Source organism: Micromonospora sp. H33 (genome assembly GCF_052068455.1).
In the GTDB taxonomy this organism is placed as follows: Bacteria; Actinomycetota; Actinomycetes; order Mycobacteriales; family Micromonosporaceae; genus Micromonospora.
Window position 1 is genome coordinate 1 of sequence record NZ_JBQHDE010000014.1, and the last position, 16,585, is coordinate 16,585.

Here is a 16,585-nt window from a genome sequence, read left to right on the forward strand (position 1 = left end):
CGCCAGCCCCGGTGCCGTGACCGGGACGGGCGGGCGGAGCGCGAGCAGGTCAGGGGTGGGGCCCGCCGTGACCGGCGCAGGGATCAAGCCTGACCGCCCGGAGCCGGGCACGGCGGGCCCCACCCCACCACCGCAACCACCCACAAACCCCGACGCAAGGACGGGCCCAAGCCGACCACCCACAAGCCCGACGCAACGACGGACTCAGCGGCGTAGGTCACTGGAGCCGGAGATCGCCGCCACCGCCCTGGGGAGGGCTGGAAGGATCTGCCGGTACGCCGACCTGTGAGGAGGCCCCCGCTGAGCAGCCACCACCCCGCCGCCGTGCTCTTCGACATGGACGGCACGCTGGTCGACAGCGAGAAGCTGTGGGACGTCGCGCTGCAGGAGCTGGCGGCCGAGTACGGCGGTGTCCTGTCCGAACCGGCCCGCCGGGCGATGGTCGGTACCAGCATGGCCGCGTCCATGAAGATCCTGCACGACGATCTGGGCCAGCCGAAGCGCGACCCGGAGGCGAGTGCCGCCTGGATCAACGCGCGGATCCTGGAGCTGTTCCGCACCGGGTTGCGCTGGCGGCCCGGCGCCCTGGCGCTGTTGGGCGCCGTCCGTGCGGCCGGCATCCCCACCGCCCTGGTCACCTCCAGCGGCCGGGCGCTCGTGGAGGTCGCGCTCGACACCCTCGGGCGGGACAGCTTCGACGCCGTCGTGTGCGGTGACGAGGTGGACGCCGCCAAGCCGCACCCGGAGCCGTACCTGACCGCCGCCCGGCTGCTCGACGTGCCGATTGAGCGGTGTGTGGCGATCGAGGACTCGTCGACCGGGGTCGCCAGTGCCCTCGCCGCCGGCGCGGCGGTGCTCGCGGTGCCGGCGGAGGTGCCGCTGGAGCCGCGCGACGGCGTACACCAACTGGAGAGCCTGACGGCCGCGGACCTGGAACTGCTCGCGGCGCTGCTCGGCGAACCGCCGGCCTGACGCTGCCGCCCCGCGCCGGGCCGGGGAGGAACGTCGAGAAGGGGCCCCTTCTTCACCGATCCGGTGGGAGAAGGGGCCCCTTTCTCGTACCTCAGTCGTGGGCGATGGCGCCCAGGACGTCGATGCGGGCGGCGCGGATCGCCGGCAGGACGGCGGCGACCACCCCGACGACGGCGCCGAGGCCGAGCATCACGCCCATGTCGGCCCAGGGCAGCACCAGGTCGGTGATCCCCTCGTCCCGCAGCGCCTCCACCACGGCGGCGCCCAGGCCGGTGCCGACGGCGATGCCGAGCAGCGCCCCGAACACCGAGATCACCACCGCCTCCACGGTGATCATCCGCATGGTCTGGGCCCGGCGCAGGCCGATCGCCCGCAGCAGGCCCAGCTCGCGGGTGCGCTCCAGGACCGACAGCGCGAGCGTGTTGACGATGCCCAGTACCGCGATCACGATGGCCAGCGCTAGCAGGATCTGGATCATCGTGAGCAGCCCGTCGAGCTGACCGGTCTGCTGCTGGATGAACGCGTCCCGGTCGGCCACCGACACCTCGGGGCTGTCCGCCAGCAGCGCCTCCACCCGCGGGAGCACGTCGGCGCTCGGGGTGTCGGGGGAGAGCTGGATGAAGCCCATGATCGGCTGCGGGACGGTGAAGTCCCGCGTCGCCTCGATCGGCAGTGTCACCGGGTCGAGGAACTCGGCGCTCTCGTAGATGCCGCTGACCGTGTAGGTCTTCGGCTCACCGCGGGCCAACTGGACCGGCACGGTGGACCCGACGGTGAGGTTGCGGGACTTCGCGACGTCCGAGCTGACCAGCATCTGGTCCGGCCCGAGCCGGCTGATGTCGCCGGCGGTGGCCTTGGCCTCGAAGATCGGGCCCAGCGCCGCCACGTCGCTGCTGGCGCCCACCCAGGTGCGCTCGCTGCCGACCTGGGCCATGTCGCCGTACGTGCCGTCGACGAGCGTCACCCCCGGGATCGCCTTGATCTTCTCCAGAACGGAGGGATCGAAGCTCGGCGGCCGGGGGCCGCTCTGTGCCCCGGCGATCACCAGCTCGGCGTTGATGGTGTCCTGAGCCAGCTTGCCGATGCTGCCCTTCGCGGAGTCGAGGATCACGGTGACCCCGGTGACCAGGGCGATGCCGACCATCAGGGCGGCGGCGGTGATCGCGGTGCGGCGCGGGTTGCGCCCGGAGTTCAGCCGGCCCAGCTTGCCCGGTACCGACCAGGAGAAGATCGCGCCGAGTAGGCTCACCACCGGCCGGCTGATCAGCGGGGTCAGCAGCGCCACCCCGATGAAGGCGAACAGCACGCCGACCAGGATGGTGGGCAGGGTGTTGCCGCGGACGTGCCCGCCGAGGCCGAGGAAGAGCAGCGTCGTGCCGATCGCCGTGACCGCCGCGCCGGCCACGGTGACCTTGGTCAGCGGCCGATCCGGCGTCGCCACGTCCTGCATCGCGGCGATCGGCGGGATCCGCGACGCCCGCAGCGCGGGCAGCAGCGCCGCCACCACCGTGATGATCAGGCCGACCCCGAACGCGCCGATCACCGCGGCGGCCGGTACGCCGATCCCCGCGAGGGTGAGTCCACCGGCGAGGTTGCCGAACAGGTACGCCAGCAGCGCGCCGATGCCGATGCCGGCGGCCAGGCCGAGCACCGAGGCGATCAGGCCGACCGCCACCGCCTCCAGGACCACCGAGCCGATGATCTGCCGGCGGCCGGCGCCGATGGCCCGCATCAGCGCCAGCTCGCGGGTGCGCTGGGCCACGATGATCGAGAAGGTGTTGAGGATCAGGAACGTGCCGACGAGCAGCGCCACCGCGGCGAAGCCGAGCAGGATCCGGTTGAAGAAGGACAGGCCCTCCTTCAGGCCCGCCGACGCGTCGGCGGAGAGCTGCTCACCGGTCTTCACCTCGTAGTCGGCGCCGAGGGCGGCCGCGAGGTCGTCGCGCAGCTTCTCGGCCGACACGCCGTCGGCGGCGGTGATCGTGATGTTGGTGAAGACGTCCGGTGCGCCGAGCATCAGCCGCTGCGACACCGGCGTCGTGAACATGACCTCGTTGACGCCGCCGATGGAGTCGCGGCCTCCGCTGTAGCCGAAGATCCCGACCAGCGTGAACTCCTGCTTCGGCTGGAGCGTCAGCACGCCGACCCGGTCGCCGACGGACACCCGGGCGGCCTTCGCCAGGGCGGCGTTGACGACGATCTCGTTGTCCGCGCGTGGCTCCCGGCCTTCGCGCAGCTTCACCAGGTCGTTCTCGCCCACCCAGTTCTCGCCGAGCTGGGGCGGCCCGAACGAGGCGACGACCTTGCCGTTGCTGCCGATCAGCCGCGCGCCGTCGGCGGCCACGATCCCGGTGGCCTCGTCCACGCCGGGCACCGCCCGGACCCGCTCCACCGTCGAGGCCGGCACCGGCGCCGCCACCTGCTCGCCCTCGAACTCGCTCAGCGCCACCTTCGGCTTCGCGGCGACGTTGACGTCCACCCCCTCGTACGCGTCGGCGAAGACCGCGTCGAAGGACCGGCCGAGGGTGTCGGTGAGCACGAACGCGCCCGAGACGAACATGACGCCGAGCACCACCGCCAATCCGGACAGGATCAGCCGGAGCTTGCGCGCCAGCAGGCTCTTGAGGGTCGCCCGGAACATCAGTTGCCCACCTCGGCCGGGGTGTCGAGCTTCTTCATCGTGTCCAGCACCGTCTCCGCGGTGGGCTCGACCAGCTCGGACACGATCTGCCCGTCGGCGAGGAACACCACCCGGTCGGCGTACGCGGCGGCGGTCGGATCGTGGGTGACCATGACGATGGTCTGCCCGTACTCGCGGACCGAGCGCCGCAGGAAGCCCAGCACCTCCGCGCCGGCGCGGGAGTCGAGGTTGCCGGTCGGCTCGTCCGCGAAGATCACCTCGGGGCGGGCGATCAGCGCCCGCGCGCACGCCACCCGCTGCTGCTGTCCGCCGGACAGCTGTGCCGGCCGGTGCCCCAGCCGGTCCCGCAGGCCCACCGTGTCGATCACGGTGTCGTACCAGGCCGGGTCCGGCTTGCGGCCGGCGATCGACAGCGGCAGCAGGATGTTCTCCTTCGCGGTCAGCGTCGGCAGCAGGTTGAACTGCTGGAAGATGAAACCGACCTTGTCGCGGCGCAGCTTCGTCAGCCCGGCGTCGCCCAGGCCGGTGACCGTGGTGTCGCCGACCGCCACCGTGCCCCGGGTCACCGAGTCCAGCCCCGCCAGGCAGTGCATCAGCGTCGACTTGCCCGAGCCGGACGGGCCCATGATCGCGGTGAACCGGCCCCGCTCGAACTCGCAGGTGACCCCGCGGAGCGCGATCACCTGCGCCTCACCGCTGCCGTACACCTTCCACACGTCGCTCGCGCGGGCCGCGGCCTGCGCCTGACGGCCTACCGTCGCGGTCACGTCATCTTCCTCTCGTCGTCCGAAACGCACCGCCCCCCGCTGGTCCGGCGCGTAGAACCCATCTTCGGCGCTGTCCGCCACAGGGCCGTCCAACTTCCGGTGGAGCCGTGGCGGATTTCGGGCTGCGGGTGCCCCCGACCGCCACTCAGGGTTACCCCTGATCCGGTGACCGGTCGAGCCGGTTTCCCGGCCGTCGAGACCGATCCTGAACAGTGACGCCGCGTCAGGGTCAACCCCACCGCGCCGTCGATGGTCACGGTAGGTGGCGACCGCAACGACGCCGTTACGCCGGCAGATCGGTTCCGGGTACGCCGTGCGGACGCCGGTCACCCGCCGCGGCGGACGCCTGCTACGCGCGGGGACGGACCAGGCCCGACTCGTACGCGAGCACCACCGCCTGCACCCGGTCCCGCAGACCGAGCTTGGTCAGCACGTGACCGACGTGCGTCTTGACGGTGGTCTCGCTGACCGACAGCGCCCGCGCGATCTCCGCGTTCGACAGACCGCGGGCGACGTGCATCAGCACCTCCCGTTCCCGGTCGGTCAACGTGTCGAGCACCCGCGGCGGGGCCGCAGCCGGGTCCGGCAGGAGGTGGGCGAAGCGGTCCAGCAGCCGGTTGAGGATCCGCGGGGCCACCACCGCGTCGCCAGCGGCGACCGTGCGGATCGCCGCCACCAGGTCCTCCGCCGGCACGTCCTTGGCCAGGAAGCCGCGCGCCCCGGCCCGCAGCGCGCCCACCACGTACTCGTCGAGGTCGAACGTGGTGAGCATCAGCACCCGCACCGGCAACCGGGACTCGACGATGGCGCGCGTCGCGGACACCCCGTCCAGCCGCGGCATCCGCACGTCCATCAGCACCACGTCGGGCAGCAGCCGGCGGGACAGCTCCACCGCCTCCACGCCGTCGCCGGCCTCGGCGACCACGTCGAAGTCCTCCTCGGCGCCGAGCACCATCCGGAAGCCGGTGCGCAGCAGCGGCTGGTCGTCGACGATCAGGATGCGCACCGGCCGTCGGACCGACGCCAACCCGGCCTGCCGCTGCGGGTCGGCGCCGCCGGACCCGGAGACCGTCACTCGTCCGCGCCCGGCGGCGCCGGACGGGACCGGGCGTCGCGCAGCGGGTCGGAGGCGGTCGGGGCGACGGGGAACGGCGGCGGCGTGCCCCCGAAGCTGGGGCACAGCGCCTGGTGACTGCACCAGTCGCACAGCCGGCTCGGCCGGGGGCGGAAGTCCTGCGCGGCGGTGGCCGCCTCGATCGCCCGCCACAGCGCCACCACCGTGCGCTCGAAGCGCACCAGCTCGTCGGCGTCCGGCGCGTAGTCGCAGACCTCGCCGTCGCGCAGGTAGAGAAGGCGCAGCACCCGCGGCACCACCCCTCGGGTGCGCCACAGCACCAGGGCGTAGAACTTCAACTGGAACAGCGCCCGCGCCTCGAACGCCTCCCGCGGCGCGCCCCCGGTCTTGTAGTCGACCACCCGCAGCGCGCCGTCCGGCGCCACGTCGAGGCGGTCCAGGTAGCCCCGGATGAGCAGCTCCTCGTCGACCACCGCGGAGATCAGGCTCTCCCGCTCGGCCGGCTCCAGCCGGCGCGGATCCTCCACCGCGAAGTAGCCCTCGAGCAGCGCCGCCGCCGAGCGGAGGAACCCCGACCGGGCCGCCTCGTCGCCGTCGGCGAACAGGCCGGCCAGCTCCGGCTGCTCGGTGACCAGCCGCTCCCACTGCGGGGCCACGAGGTCGCCGGCGGCGGCCGGGGTGCGCCCGGCCGCCGGCAGGTCGAACAGCCGCTCCAGCACCGCGTGGACCAGCGTGCCGCGCGCCTGCTCCACACTGGGTCGCTCGGGCAGCCGGTCGATGCTGCGGAACCGGTAGAGCAGCGGGCAGGTCTTGAAATCCGCCGCCCGTGACGGGGACAGCGAGGCCCGCACCGTGGCCGGGACCTCCGCCGGGAGCGGGGGCTGCTGCGTCGTCACCGGATCCGCCGTCATGTCCGGAAAGGGTAGGGCACCGGTCCGACACCACCGCCGTCGCCGCTCCGGCACATGATCGGCGCCGCGTAGCATCGGGCCGGTGGAGCAGAAGAGGCGACCGCCCCGGCGGCCGGGCGGGCGTCCCGGCCTGACCGTCGGCCGGGTGTTCGGGGTGCCGCTGCACCTCAACGGGTCGATGGTGCTGCTCGCGTCGATCGTCACCGTGATGTACGGCGAGTTCGCCCGTCGTCAACTGGGCCTGTCGCAGGTCGGCGGCTACCTCATCGGGCTCGGCTTCGTCGTCTCCCTGCTCGGCTCGGTGCTGCTGCACGAGCTCGGGCACGCCCTGACCGCCCGCCGGCACGGCATCGGCGTACGCGGGATCACCCTGGAACTGCTCGGCGGCTACACCGAGATGGAACGCGACGCCCCGTCGCCCCGGGTCGACCTGCTGGTCTCCCTGGCCGGGCCGGCGGTCTCCGCCGTGCTCGGCGCGGGGGCCGTCGCGGCCACCCTGGCCCTGCCCGACCGCACCCTGGTCAACCAGCTCGCCTTCCAGCTCGCGGTCAGCAACGTCATCGTCGCGGTGTTCAACATCCTGCCGGGGTTGCCGCTCGACGGCGGCCGGGCGCTGCGGGCCGCCGTCTGGGCGGTAACCGGGGATCGGCACCGGGGCACCGAGGTGGCCGGCTGGGTGGGGCGCGCGCTCGCCGTCGGCACCGCCGCGCTGGTCACCCTGCTCACCCTCACCCGCCACCTGGCGCCGCTGGCCCTGCCCTTGATGCTGTTGGTCGCGTTCACCCTGTGGCGGGGCGCCGGGCAGTCCATCCGGGCGGCCCGGGTCAGCCGGCGGTTCCCGCTCATCGACCTGTCCCGGCTGGCCCGGCCCGTCCTCACCGTCCCCACCGGCACGCCGCTCGCCGAGGCGCAGCGTCGCCGCGACACCGGCGCCGACCCGGGCGCCGCGCTGCTCGTCACCGACACCGCCGGCCGCCCGCTCGCGCTGGTCGACCCGGCCGCCGCGGCGGCCGTCCCGACGGAGCGCCGCCCCTGGCTGGCGGTCGACGCGGTGTCCCGCTCGCTGGCCGGCCTGCCGGCCATGCCGGTCGGCCTCGACGGGGACCAGGTGATGGAGACCGTCCAGCACCACCCGGGCGCGCAGTACGTGGTGACCTCAGGCGAAGATGTCGTCGGCATCCTGCACATCGCGGATCTGGCTCAGCTGCTCGAACCTCACCGGAAGATGAACACGTGACCGCAACTCCCTCCGCCGCACCCGCCGACCAGCACACCACGGCGCCGCCCCCGGTGCACCGCGGGCCGTTCCGGCCCGGCGACCGGGTGCAGCTGACCGACCCGAAGGGGCGGATGCACACGGTCACCCTGGAACCGGGCAAGGAGTTCCACACCCACCGCGGCATCCTCAAGCACGACGCCCTGATCGGCCAGCCGGACGGCAGCGTCGTCACCACCGCCGGCGGCGGCACGGCGTTCCTCGCCCTGCGGCCGCTGCTCGCCGACTACGTGCTGTCCATGCCCCGCGGCGCCCAGGTGATCTACCCGAAGGACTCCGCCCAGATCGTCGCCATGGGCGACATCTTCCCCGGCGCCAAGGTGCTGGAGGCCGGCGCCGGCTCCGGTGCGCTGAGCTGCTCCCTGCTGCGCGCCGTCGGACCCACCGGCGAGTTGCACTCGTGGGAGCTCCGCGAGGACTTCGCCCAGATCGCCCGGCGCAACGTCGAGGCGTTCTTCAACGGCCCCCACCCGGCCTGGCGGCTGCACGTCGGCGACGTCGCGGCCAACACCGAGACCGGCTTCGACCGGATCATCCTCGACATGCTGACCCCGTGGGAGACCCTCGACATGGTCGAGCGGGCCCTGCTGCCCGGCGGCGTGTTCATCGGGTACGTCGCCACCACCCCGCAGCTGTCCGAGCTGGTGGAGGCCCTGCGCGAGCGCGGCGGCTGGACCGAGCCGCGGGCCTGGGAGTCCCTGGTGCGCGACTGGCACGCCGAGGGCCTGGCGGTCCGCCCCGACCACCGCATGATCGCCCACACCGCGTTCCTGGTGTCCGCGCGTAAGCTCGCCCCCGGGGTCACCGCCCCGCCGCGGCGCCGCAAGCCCAGCAAGGGCACCGAGGCGTACGTCCAGCGCCGCACGGCGCTGCGCGAGGCGGAGGCCGCCCGGGCCGCGGCCGCCGCGCAGGCCGCCGGGACGGAGCCCCAGCCGGCGGGGGAGACGGAGCAGCCGTGACGGCGAAACGGGGCGGCTGGGAATGAGCGGACCGACGCCGGCCGGTGCCGGTCGGCGGCGCGACTGTGGGGAGGCGGCATGAACCGGCCGGGCTTCGGCGGCGGCGACCTGCCGGCGGTGTTCCCGGACTGGTCGCCGTACCAGGACCTCGAGTCCGCGGCCCGGGCCTACCTGCGAGACCCGGACGTGGCCCTCGAAGCGCTCGGCGGCGTGCTGCGCGGCGCGTCCGTGCTCGGGTTCACCCTGGAACGCTTCGTCAACGAGGTCAACGGCGTCTGGCAGGAGGTCGTCGTCTGCGACGGTAGCCGGCTGATCCTCTGGCACGGCGAGGACGTCCCGCCCGGCGAGGGCCCGCCGGGCTCGATGACCTCGTCGCTGCGGGTGGTGCCGGTCTCCTCGGTCACCGAGGTTGGCTGCCGCCGGCGGCTCACCCGCGACGAGGACGGCACGGTCCGCGTCGACAGCATCGACGTCTACCTGCTGCTGACGTCACTGGACGAGTCCCCGCCCAGCGAGGAGGCCGTCGGCGCACCCCGGCACGACGCGCTGCGCTTCGGCAAGACCCTCGACGACGGCGGCGCGGGCCAGATCGCCCGCCTGGAGGAGTTCGCCCGGCTGGTCGCCTCCGTCGTCGGCCGGCCGATGCTCTGAGGCGTACCCCGGCAAGGGTGGGATGCGCGGCCCCGGCGCGGACGTCCGCCGGGTCGCGCGGGCCGTCAGTCCTCGGCGTCCGGGCCGGCCACCGCGACGCCGTCGCTGCCGCGCACGACGTGGATGCACTCGCCCGGGCATTCCTTGGCGGAGTCGATCACCTCGAGACGCAGGTGCTCCGGCACGTCCACCCGGCCGCCCGGGGTCTGCACCAGCTCACCGTCGGGGCCCTTGACGTACGCAAGGCCGTCGATGTCGAACTCGAAGACCTCCGGCGCGTACTGGACGCACAGCCCGTCGCCCGTGCACAGGTCCTGATCCACCCAGACCTGCAGCTGGTCGGTCGCGACCTCGGCCACCGGCGCACCCCCCATGTTCTCCCGTCGCACGCCTCGACGGTACCCGAACGCCCGGACCGGCCCCCGCGCCCACCCTTTGCGATCAAGGTTCGGTGACGAGGGCGTTGCGTGGGACCGAATCGGCCTCATAGCGGCTAGTGTTAGGGCAGAACGTTCAAGCCCCCCGGGGAGGTGGGACGTGGCACGCAGCGACGACGCGGACTCGCGCGCCGCACGGTGGGAGAAGGAGGCCCACGATCTCTCCACGCAGGTCGCGTTCCTTCAAGAGGAACTCGCTCTGGTGCGGCGCAAGTTGACCGAAAGCCCCCGACACGTCCGGCAGCTCGAAGAGCGGCTGGCGGCCACCCAGGCTCAGTTGGCGCGGCTGACCGAGAACAACGACCGGCTCGTGAGCACCCTGAAAGAGGCTCGCGCGCAGATCGTGACGCTCAAGGAGGAGATCGACCGCCTCGCCCAGCCGCCGAGTGGCTACGGGGTCTTCCTGGCGCGGCACGACGACGGCACGGTGGACGTGTTCACCGGAGGCCGCAAGCTCCGGGTGGCCGTTTCACCCTCACTGGACGTGAACGAGCTGCGCCGCGGGCAGGAGGTCCTGCTCAACGACGCGCTCAACATCGTCGACGCGTTCGGCTACGAGCGGGTCGGCGAGGTCGTGATGCTCAAGGAGGTGCTCGCCGGTCCCGGCGGCGCCCCGGGCGACCGTGCCCTCGTGGTCTCCCACTCCGACGAGGAGCGCATCGTGCACCTCGCGGAGACCCTGATCGGCAGCCCCATAAGGGCCGGCGACTCGCTCATGATCGAGCCCCGCTCGGCGTACGCGTACGAGCGGATCCCGAAGAGCGAGGTCGAGGAACTGGTCCTGGAGGAGGTGCCCGACGTCGACTACACCGACATCGGCGGCCTCCACGCGCAGATCGAGCAGATCCGTGACGCGGTGGAACTGCCGTTCCTGCACGCCGACCTGTTCCGCGAGCATCAGCTCCGGCCGCCGAAGGGCATCCTGCTCTACGGCCCGCCCGGCTGCGGCAAGACGCTCATCGCCAAGGCGGTGGCCAACTCGCTGGCCAAGAAGATCGCCGAGCGGCGCGGCGAGGAAAAGCACACCAGCTTCTTCCTCAACATCAAGGGCCCGGAGCTGCTCAACAAGTACGTCGGCGAGACGGAGCGGCACATCCGGCTGATCTTCCAGCGCGCCCGGGAGAAGGCCGGCGAGGGCACCCCGGTCATCGTGTTCTTCGACGAGATGGACTCGGTGTTCCGCACCCGCGGCTCCGGCGTCTCCTCCGACGTGGAGAACACGATCGTCCCGCAGTTGCTCAGCGAGATCGACGGTGTCGAGGGCCTGGAGAACGTCATCGTCATCGGCGCCTCCAACCGGGAAGACATGATCGACCCGGCGATCCTGCGCCCCGGCCGGCTCGACGTGAAGATCAAGATCGAGCGGCCGGACGCCGAGGCGGCCAAGGACATCTTCACCAAGTACATCCTCCCCGGGCTGCCCCTGCACCCGGACGACCTGGCCGAGCACGGCGGCGACCCTCAGGCCACCGTGGCGGCGATGATCGACGCGGTCGTCCTGCGGATGTACTCGGAGACCGAGGAGAACCGCTTCCTCGAGGTCACCTACGCCAACGGCGACAAGGAAGTCCTCTACTTCAAGGACTTCAACTCCGGCGCGATGATCCAGAACATCGTCGACCGGGGCAAGAAGATGGCCATCAAGGAGTTCCTCACCTCCGGTCGCAAGGGCCTGCGCCTGCAGCACCTCCTCGACGCCTGCGTCGACGAGTTCCGCGAGAACGAGGACCTGCCCAACACCACCAACCCCGACGACTGGGCGCGCATCTCCGGCAAGAAGGGCGAGCGGATCGTCTACATCCGCACGCTCGTCTCCGGCGGCAAGGGCGCCGAGGCCGGCCGGTCCATCGAGACCGCCAGCAACACCGGCCAGTACCTCTGACCGACGGCACGAGGGCCCGGGGCGCAGGCGAGCGACCCGGGCCCTCACCGTCACCGGGCGCGCCCACGCCGGACGGCCAACGTCACCATCGGTCGTGGCGCCGACTACGCTCGACTGCGGGACCGGTCGGGCGAGCGAAGCAGGTAGGTCGATGAGCGTTAGACGGATCATGGGCACCGAGGTCGAGTACGGCATCTCCGTGCCCGGCCAGGCCGGGGCCAACCCCATGGTCACCTCCTCCCAGGTGGTCAACGCCTACGGGGCACGCCCGGAACTCAACCGGGGCGGCCGGGCCCGCTGGGACTACGAGGAGGAGTCCCCGCTGCGCGACGCGCGCGGCTTCACCTACTCCGGCGCCGCGTACGACCCCGCGGAGGCCCTCGCCGACGAGGACCTGGGGCTGGCCAACGTGATACTCACCAACGGAGCACGGCTCTACGTCGACCACGCCCACCCCGAGTACTCCACCCCCGAGGTCACCAACCCCCGGGACCTGGTGCGCTGGGACAAGGCCGGCGAGCGGGTGATGGCCGAGGCCGCGCGCCGCGCCGCCACCATCCCCGGCACCCACCCCATCCACCTGTACAAGAACAACACCGACAACAAGGGCGCCAGCTACGGCGCCCACGAGAACTACCTGATGCGGCGGCAGACCCCGTTCGCCGACATCGTCGCGTACCTGACGCCGTTCTTCGTCACCCGGCAGATCGTCATCGGCGCCGGCCGGGTCGGCATCGGCCAGGACGGCGGGCAGAGCGGCTTCCAGATCTCGCAGCGCGCCGACTTCTTCGAGGTCGAGGTGGGCCTGGAGACCACCCTCAAGCGGCCCATCATCAACACCCGTGACGAGCCGCACGCCGACGCCGACAAGTACCGACGGCTGCACGTCATCATCGGCGACGCCAACCTGTCGGAGATCTCGACGTACCTCAAGGTCGGCACGACGGCGCTGATCCTCACCATGATCGAGGAGAAGGCGCTCGGGCCCGACCTCGGCATCGCCGACCCGGTCAGCGAGCTGCGCGCGGTCAGCCACGACCCGTCGCTCACCCACCTCATGCGACTGCGCGACGGCCGGCGGCTCACCGCTCTCGACGTGCAGTGGGCCTACTTCGAGCGGGTGCGCTCCTTCGTGGACGACCGGTACGGCACCGACCTGGACGAGCAGACCGTTGACGTGCTGGCCCGCTGGGAGAGCGTCCTGGACCGGCTCGGCCGCGACGTCATGCTCTGCGCCGACGAACTCGACTGGGTGGCCAAGCTGCGGCTGCTGGAGGGCTACCGGGAGCGGGAGAAGCTCGGCTGGGGTTCGCACAAGCTGCAACTGGTCGACCTGCAGTACTCCGATGTACGCCCGGAGAAGGGCCTCTACCACCGGCTGGTCTCCCGGGGCGCGATGAAGACCCTCCTGCCGGAGGAGGAGACGCGTACGGCGATGACGGAGCCGCCGGAGGACACCCGCGCCTACTTCCGGGGGCGCTGCCTCGCCCAGTACGCCTCGGAGGTGGTCGCCGCGAGTTGGGACTCCGTCATCTTCGACGTCGGCCGCGAGTCGCTGGTGCGGGTGCCGATGATGGAGCCGGAACGCGGCACCCGCAAGCACGTCGGCGCGCTGTTCGACCGCTGCGAGAGCGCGAAGGACCTGCTGGAGACCCTGACCGGCGGCTGAGCCGCCACCGCCGTGGATGCCTGAAAGCCCGTCGTGTGCCGCGAGCCGGCGCGCGACGGGCTTTTCGTCGCCTGCGCGAGGTAAGTTTCTCGCAGACGATCGTGGAGGAGGCAGCCATGGCCACTCGTGACAGCGGCGGGCAGTCGCAGACCGGGAAGTCCCGGCAGGGCGAGGAGATCGAGGACGTCACGACCGAGGCGAACCCGGAGGTTGCCGAGCGGCACGCCGAGATCACCGAGGACGTCGACGACCTGCTCGACGAGATCGACTCGGTCCTCGAAGAGAACGCAGAGGAATTCGTCCGGGGCTACGTCCAAAAAGGGGGACAATAGGGCATATGCCCGTTTTGCTCCCCGGTTCGGACGGCCGGGAGCATCACCTGCCGCGCGGCGGTACGGGGTGGGGCGGACCGGCGCCACCTCGGTCGCGGAGCAGGGTGGGTCCGCGGCATGTGCGGTTTGGAAGATCCGCAACACCTGGACCACGATCATCGCACCGGATGGGTGCGCGGGATACTCTGCTTCAACTGCAACGGTGGTCTTGGCCAGTTCCGGGACAGTCCGGAGAGGCTGGCCAGGGCGATCACGTACCTGAGAGGAACCACGTGGCAGCGGGTTTTGATCCATCCGGGCGTCTTCCAGATGTGTTCACCAACGCGGGGACGTCCTCCTTCACAGCGTTTCTGAGCAAGGTGGCCCCCGAGATGCTGCCCGGCCGTCGGCCGCTGCCGCCGGGCATGGCCGCCGACCTGGCGCCGCACGCCACCACCATCGTGGCGATCTCGGCGGCCGGGGGCGTGGTGATGGCCGGCGACCGGCGGGCCACGATGGGCAACCTGATCGCCCAGCGGGACATCGAGAAGGTGCACCCGGCGGACGCGTACTCGCTGGTGGGCATCGCGGGCACCGCCGGCATCGGCATCGAGCTGATGCGACTGTTCCAGGTGGAGCTGGAGCACTACGAGAAGATCGAGGGCGCGATGCTCTCGCTCGACGGCAAGGCCAACCGGCTGGCGTCGATGATCCGCGGCAACCTGGGCGCGGCGATGCAGGGTCTGGCCGTGATCCCGCTGTTCGCGGGCTTCGACCTGGCCGCGACCGACCCGGCGGAGGCGGGCCGGATCTTCAGCTTCGACGTGACCGGCGGCCCGTACGCGGAGACCGGCTACGACGCGATCGGCTCGGGCTCGCTGTTCGCGAAGTCGGCCCTGAAGAAGCGGTTCCGGGCCGGGCTGTCGATCGACGACGCGGTCCGCCTGGCGGTGGAGGCGTTGTACGACGCGGCCGACGACGACACCGCGACCGGTGGGCCGGACCTGACGCGGCGGATCTACCCGGTGGTGATGACCGCGACGGCGGAGGGCACGCACCGGCTCACCGACGCCGAGACGGCGGCGATCGCCGAGAGCGTGGTGTCCGGCCGCATGGAGAACCCGGGCGGCTGACGCCACCCCCACCCGACAGCAGTCCCAGCACAGCGTCGTAAGGAGAACCGCCGCCGTGGCCATGCAGTTCTACGCCTCGCCCGAGCAGATCATGCGCGACCGCTCCGAGCTGGCCCGCAAGGGCATCGCCCGGGGTCGCAGCGCGGTGGTCCTGAGTTACGCCGGCGGGGTGCTCTTCGTCGCGGAGAACCTGTCCAGCGCCCTGCACAAGGTCAGCGAGATCTACGACCGGATCGGCTTCGCCGCCGTGGGGCGGTACAACGAGTTCGAGAACCTGCGGCGGGCCGGCGTGCGGATGGCCGACCTGAACGGCCTGAGCTACGACCGGCGGGACGTGACCGGCCGCGGGCTGGCGAACGCCTTCGCCCAGACCCTGGGTGCGATCTTCACCGAGCAGTCGAAGCCGTTCGAGGTGGAGATCTGCGTCGCCGAGGTCGGCGCGACGCCGGAGGACGACGAGCTGTACCGGCTGACGTACGACGGCTCGGTCAACGACGAGCCGGGCCGGATGGCGATGGGCGGCCAGGCCGAGGCGATCACCGGGGTGCTGAAGTCGAATCACCGGCCGGACATGTCGCTGGGCGACGCGGTGAAGGTGGCGGTGCAGGCGCTGGGCAGCGTCGGCGGCGAGGGCGGGGCCTCGCGCACGATCGCGGCGAACCAGCTGGAGGTGGCGATCCTGGACCGCGGCCGGGTGGGGCGGACGTTCCGGCGGATCACCGGTGCCGCGCTGACCGCACTGCTGGACGGTGGGAAGGCCGAGGAGCCGTCGGCGCGGCCGGAGACCCCGACGGTGCCGACCGAGGCGGCGCACAAGCCGACCACGTCGGCGGGTTCGGCCGACCTGGAGGGCCAGGAGCCGGAGCGCCCCGAGTCCTGAGCCACGGCACGGGTGGGTGTCGCTGCGCCGGCCCGGTCAACGGTCACGCCTTGACGAGCGGCTCCCACCAGGCCCGGTTGTCCCGGTACCAGTCGATGGTGGCGGCGAGCCCCGCGTCGAAGTCGACGGTGGGCGCCCAGCCGAGGTCGCGCCGGCTGGTGGTGGTGTCGAGGGAGTAGCGCCGGTCGTGGCCCTTGCGGTCGGCGACCGGCGTCACCCGGTCCCAGCCGGCGCCGAACGCGGCGAGCAGCCGCGCGGTGAGGTCGCGGTTGGTGAGTTCGGTGCCACCGCCGAGGTGGTAGACGCCGCCGGCCCGGCCGGCCTGCTGGGCGAGGACGATGCCGTGGCAGTGGTCGTCGACGTGCAGCCAGTCGCGGACGTTGCCGCCGTCGCCGTACAGCGGTAGTGGGCGGCCGTCGAGGAGGTTGGTGACGAAGAGGGGGATCACCTTCTCCGGGTGCTGGTAGGGACCGTAGGTGTTGGCGCTGCGGGTGATCACCACGTCGAGGCCGTGGGTGCGGTGGTAGGCGAGGGCCAGCAGGTCGGCGGCGGCCTTGGAGGCCGAGTACGGGGAGCTGGGGTCCAGCGGCGCGGACGGCGGCCAGGAGCCGTGGTCGATGGAGCCGTACACCTCGTCGGTGGAGACGTGCACGAACCGGCGGGTGCCGTGCCGCAGCGCGGCGTCGAGCAGGGTCTGGGTGCCGACGACGTTGGTGGTGACGAAGGGTGCCGCGCCGGTGATCGAGCGGTCCACGTGCGACTCGGCGGCGAGGTGGACGATCACGTCGTGCCCGGCGACGGTGGCGTCGACCAGGCCGGCGTCGCGGACGTCGCCGCGGACGACGTGCAGCCGGGGGTCGTCGCGGACCGGGTCCAGGCTGCCGTCGGTGCCGGCGTAGGTGAACGAGTCGAGCACGGTGACGCGGTCCGGCCGCAGGGTGGGCTCGGCGCCGTCGAGCAGGCGCCGCACGTACGCCGAGCCGATGAACCCGGCGCCGCCGGTGACGAGGATCCTCACGGC

Annotated in this window: 16 protein-coding genes; 10 read left to right on the plus strand and 6 right to left on the minus strand. The window is 72.2% G+C overall.

What is annotated here, in order from left to right; translation table 11 throughout:
• Positions 1 to 324: 324 nt before the first annotated feature.
• Complete coding sequence (locus ACTMS0_RS24185) at positions 325 to 972, plus strand: HAD family hydrolase (RefSeq protein ID WP_441157682.1); 648 nt, start codon at positions 325 to 327, stop codon at positions 970 to 972.
• Positions 973 to 1,063: 91 nt separating this feature from the next.
• Here the strand turns inward: ACTMS0_RS24185 and ACTMS0_RS24190 are convergent, their stop codons facing one another.
• From ACTMS0_RS24190 to ACTMS0_RS24205, 4 genes are all read right to left on the minus strand, one after another.
• Entirely contained in the window at positions 1,064 to 3,613 is a 2,550-nt protein-coding gene (locus ACTMS0_RS24190) for an ABC transporter permease (protein WP_441157549.1), read from the minus strand.
• Entirely contained in the window at positions 3,613 to 4,380 is a 768-nt protein-coding gene (locus ACTMS0_RS24195; RefSeq protein WP_441157550.1) for an ABC transporter ATP-binding protein, read from the minus strand. Before ACTMS0_RS24195 ends, ACTMS0_RS24190 begins: the two co-directional genes overlap by 1 nt.
• Positions 4,381 to 4,729: 349 nt before the next feature.
• Positions 4,730 to 5,407, minus strand: a complete 678-nt coding sequence (locus ACTMS0_RS24200) for a response regulator (protein ID WP_441157683.1) — start codon at positions 5,405 to 5,407, stop codon at positions 4,730 to 4,732.
• 44 nt (positions 5,408 to 5,451) lie between these two features.
• On the minus strand, positions 5,452 to 6,366 hold the full coding sequence (locus ACTMS0_RS24205; protein WP_441157551.1) for a RecB family exonuclease: 915 nt from the start codon (positions 6,364 to 6,366) through the stop codon (positions 5,452 to 5,454).
• An 82-nt stretch (positions 6,367 to 6,448) separates the two neighbouring features.
• Here ACTMS0_RS24205 and ACTMS0_RS24210 point away from each other — a divergent pair, with 82 nt between their 5' ends.
• The 3 genes from ACTMS0_RS24210 to ACTMS0_RS24220 all read left to right on the plus strand — a co-directional run bounded on the left by ACTMS0_RS24210 (position 6,449) and on the right by ACTMS0_RS24220 (position 9,252).
• Complete coding sequence (locus ACTMS0_RS24210) at positions 6,449 to 7,603, plus strand: site-2 protease family protein (protein WP_441157552.1); 1,155 nt, start codon at positions 6,449 to 6,451, stop codon at positions 7,601 to 7,603.
• The gene (locus tag ACTMS0_RS24215; protein WP_441157553.1) at positions 7,600 to 8,601 is read left to right on the plus strand and encodes a tRNA (adenine-N1)-methyltransferase; all 1,002 of its coding nucleotides are present in this window, start codon (positions 7,600 to 7,602) and stop codon (positions 8,599 to 8,601) included. The genes ACTMS0_RS24210 and ACTMS0_RS24215 overlap by 4 nt, the downstream gene beginning before the upstream one ends.
• 78 nt (positions 8,602 to 8,679) lie before the next feature.
• Positions 8,680 to 9,252, plus strand: coding sequence for a hypothetical protein (locus tag ACTMS0_RS24220; protein ID WP_441157554.1), 573 nt, complete (start codon positions 8,680 to 8,682; stop codon positions 9,250 to 9,252).
• Between the two features lie 65 nt (positions 9,253 to 9,317).
• On the opposite strand, the gene ACTMS0_RS24225 is transcribed toward ACTMS0_RS24220, so the two are convergent.
• Positions 9,318 to 9,611 carry a ferredoxin gene (locus tag ACTMS0_RS24225; RefSeq protein ID WP_168003422.1) on the minus strand — a complete coding sequence of 98 codons (294 nt, stop codon included), beginning with the start codon at positions 9,609 to 9,611 and terminating at the stop codon, positions 9,318 to 9,320.
• Between the two features lie 178 nt (positions 9,612 to 9,789).
• Between ACTMS0_RS24225 and arc the strand changes: the two genes are divergently transcribed.
• From arc to prcA, 6 genes are all read left to right on the plus strand, one after another.
• Entirely contained in the window at positions 9,790 to 11,571 is a 1,782-nt protein-coding gene (gene arc / locus ACTMS0_RS24230; protein ID WP_441157555.1) for a proteasome ATPase, read from the plus strand.
• Positions 11,572 to 11,722: 151 nt separating this feature from the next.
• Positions 11,723 to 13,240 carry a depupylase/deamidase Dop gene (gene dop / locus ACTMS0_RS24235; protein ID WP_441157556.1) on the plus strand — a complete coding sequence of 506 codons (1,518 nt, stop codon included), beginning with the start codon at positions 11,723 to 11,725 and terminating at the stop codon, positions 13,238 to 13,240.
• Positions 13,241 to 13,356: 116 nt separating this feature from the next.
• Positions 13,357 to 13,572, plus strand: coding sequence for a ubiquitin-like protein Pup (locus tag ACTMS0_RS24240; protein WP_441157557.1), 216 nt, complete (start codon positions 13,357 to 13,359; stop codon positions 13,570 to 13,572).
• A gap of 117 nt (positions 13,573 to 13,689) precedes the next feature.
• Positions 13,690 to 13,926 (plus strand): endonuclease VII domain-containing protein, encoded by a 237-nt coding sequence (locus ACTMS0_RS24245; RefSeq protein WP_441157558.1) that lies wholly within the window; start codon positions 13,690 to 13,692, stop codon positions 13,924 to 13,926.
• On the plus strand, positions 13,845 to 14,684 hold the full coding sequence (gene prcB, locus ACTMS0_RS24250; protein ID WP_441157559.1) for a proteasome subunit beta: 840 nt from the start codon (positions 13,845 to 13,847) through the stop codon (positions 14,682 to 14,684). Before ACTMS0_RS24245 ends, prcB begins: the two co-directional genes overlap by 82 nt.
• Before the next feature lie 55 nt (positions 14,685 to 14,739).
• A complete protein-coding gene (gene prcA, locus ACTMS0_RS24255) occupies positions 14,740 to 15,564 on the plus strand; it encodes a proteasome subunit alpha (protein WP_441157560.1) in 825 nt (274 codons plus the stop codon).
• A 43-nt stretch (positions 15,565 to 15,607) separates the two neighbouring features.
• Here prcA and rfbB read toward each other — a convergent pair whose 3' ends face one another.
• Positions 15,608 to 16,582, minus strand: a complete 975-nt coding sequence (gene rfbB / locus ACTMS0_RS24260; RefSeq protein ID WP_441157561.1) for a dTDP-glucose 4,6-dehydratase — start codon at positions 16,580 to 16,582, stop codon at positions 15,608 to 15,610.
• Positions 16,583 to 16,585 lie beyond the last annotated feature (3 nt).

What these genes read in the sequence shown, in the direction of transcription:
- ACTMS0_RS24190 (WP_441157549.1), bottom strand. Translation starts at nt 3,613, where the DNA reads ATGTTCCGGGCGACCCTCAAGAGCCTGCTGGCGCGCAAGCTCCGGCTG.
- ACTMS0_RS24205 (WP_441157551.1), bottom strand. Translation starts at nt 6,366, where the DNA reads ATGACGGCGGATCCGGTGACGACGCAGCAGCCCCCGCTCCCGGCGGAG.
- ACTMS0_RS24220 (WP_441157554.1), top strand. Translation starts at nt 8,680, where the DNA reads ATGAACCGGCCGGGCTTCGGCGGCGGCGACCTGCCGGCGGTGTTCCCG.
- dop (WP_441157556.1), top strand. Translation starts at nt 11,723, where the DNA reads ATGAGCGTTAGACGGATCATGGGCACCGAGGTCGAGTACGGCATCTCC.
- ACTMS0_RS24240 (WP_441157557.1), top strand. Translation starts at nt 13,357, where the DNA reads ATGGCCACTCGTGACAGCGGCGGGCAGTCGCAGACCGGGAAGTCCCGG.
- ACTMS0_RS24245 (WP_441157558.1), top strand. Translation starts at nt 13,690, where the DNA reads ATGTGCGGTTTGGAAGATCCGCAACACCTGGACCACGATCATCGCACC.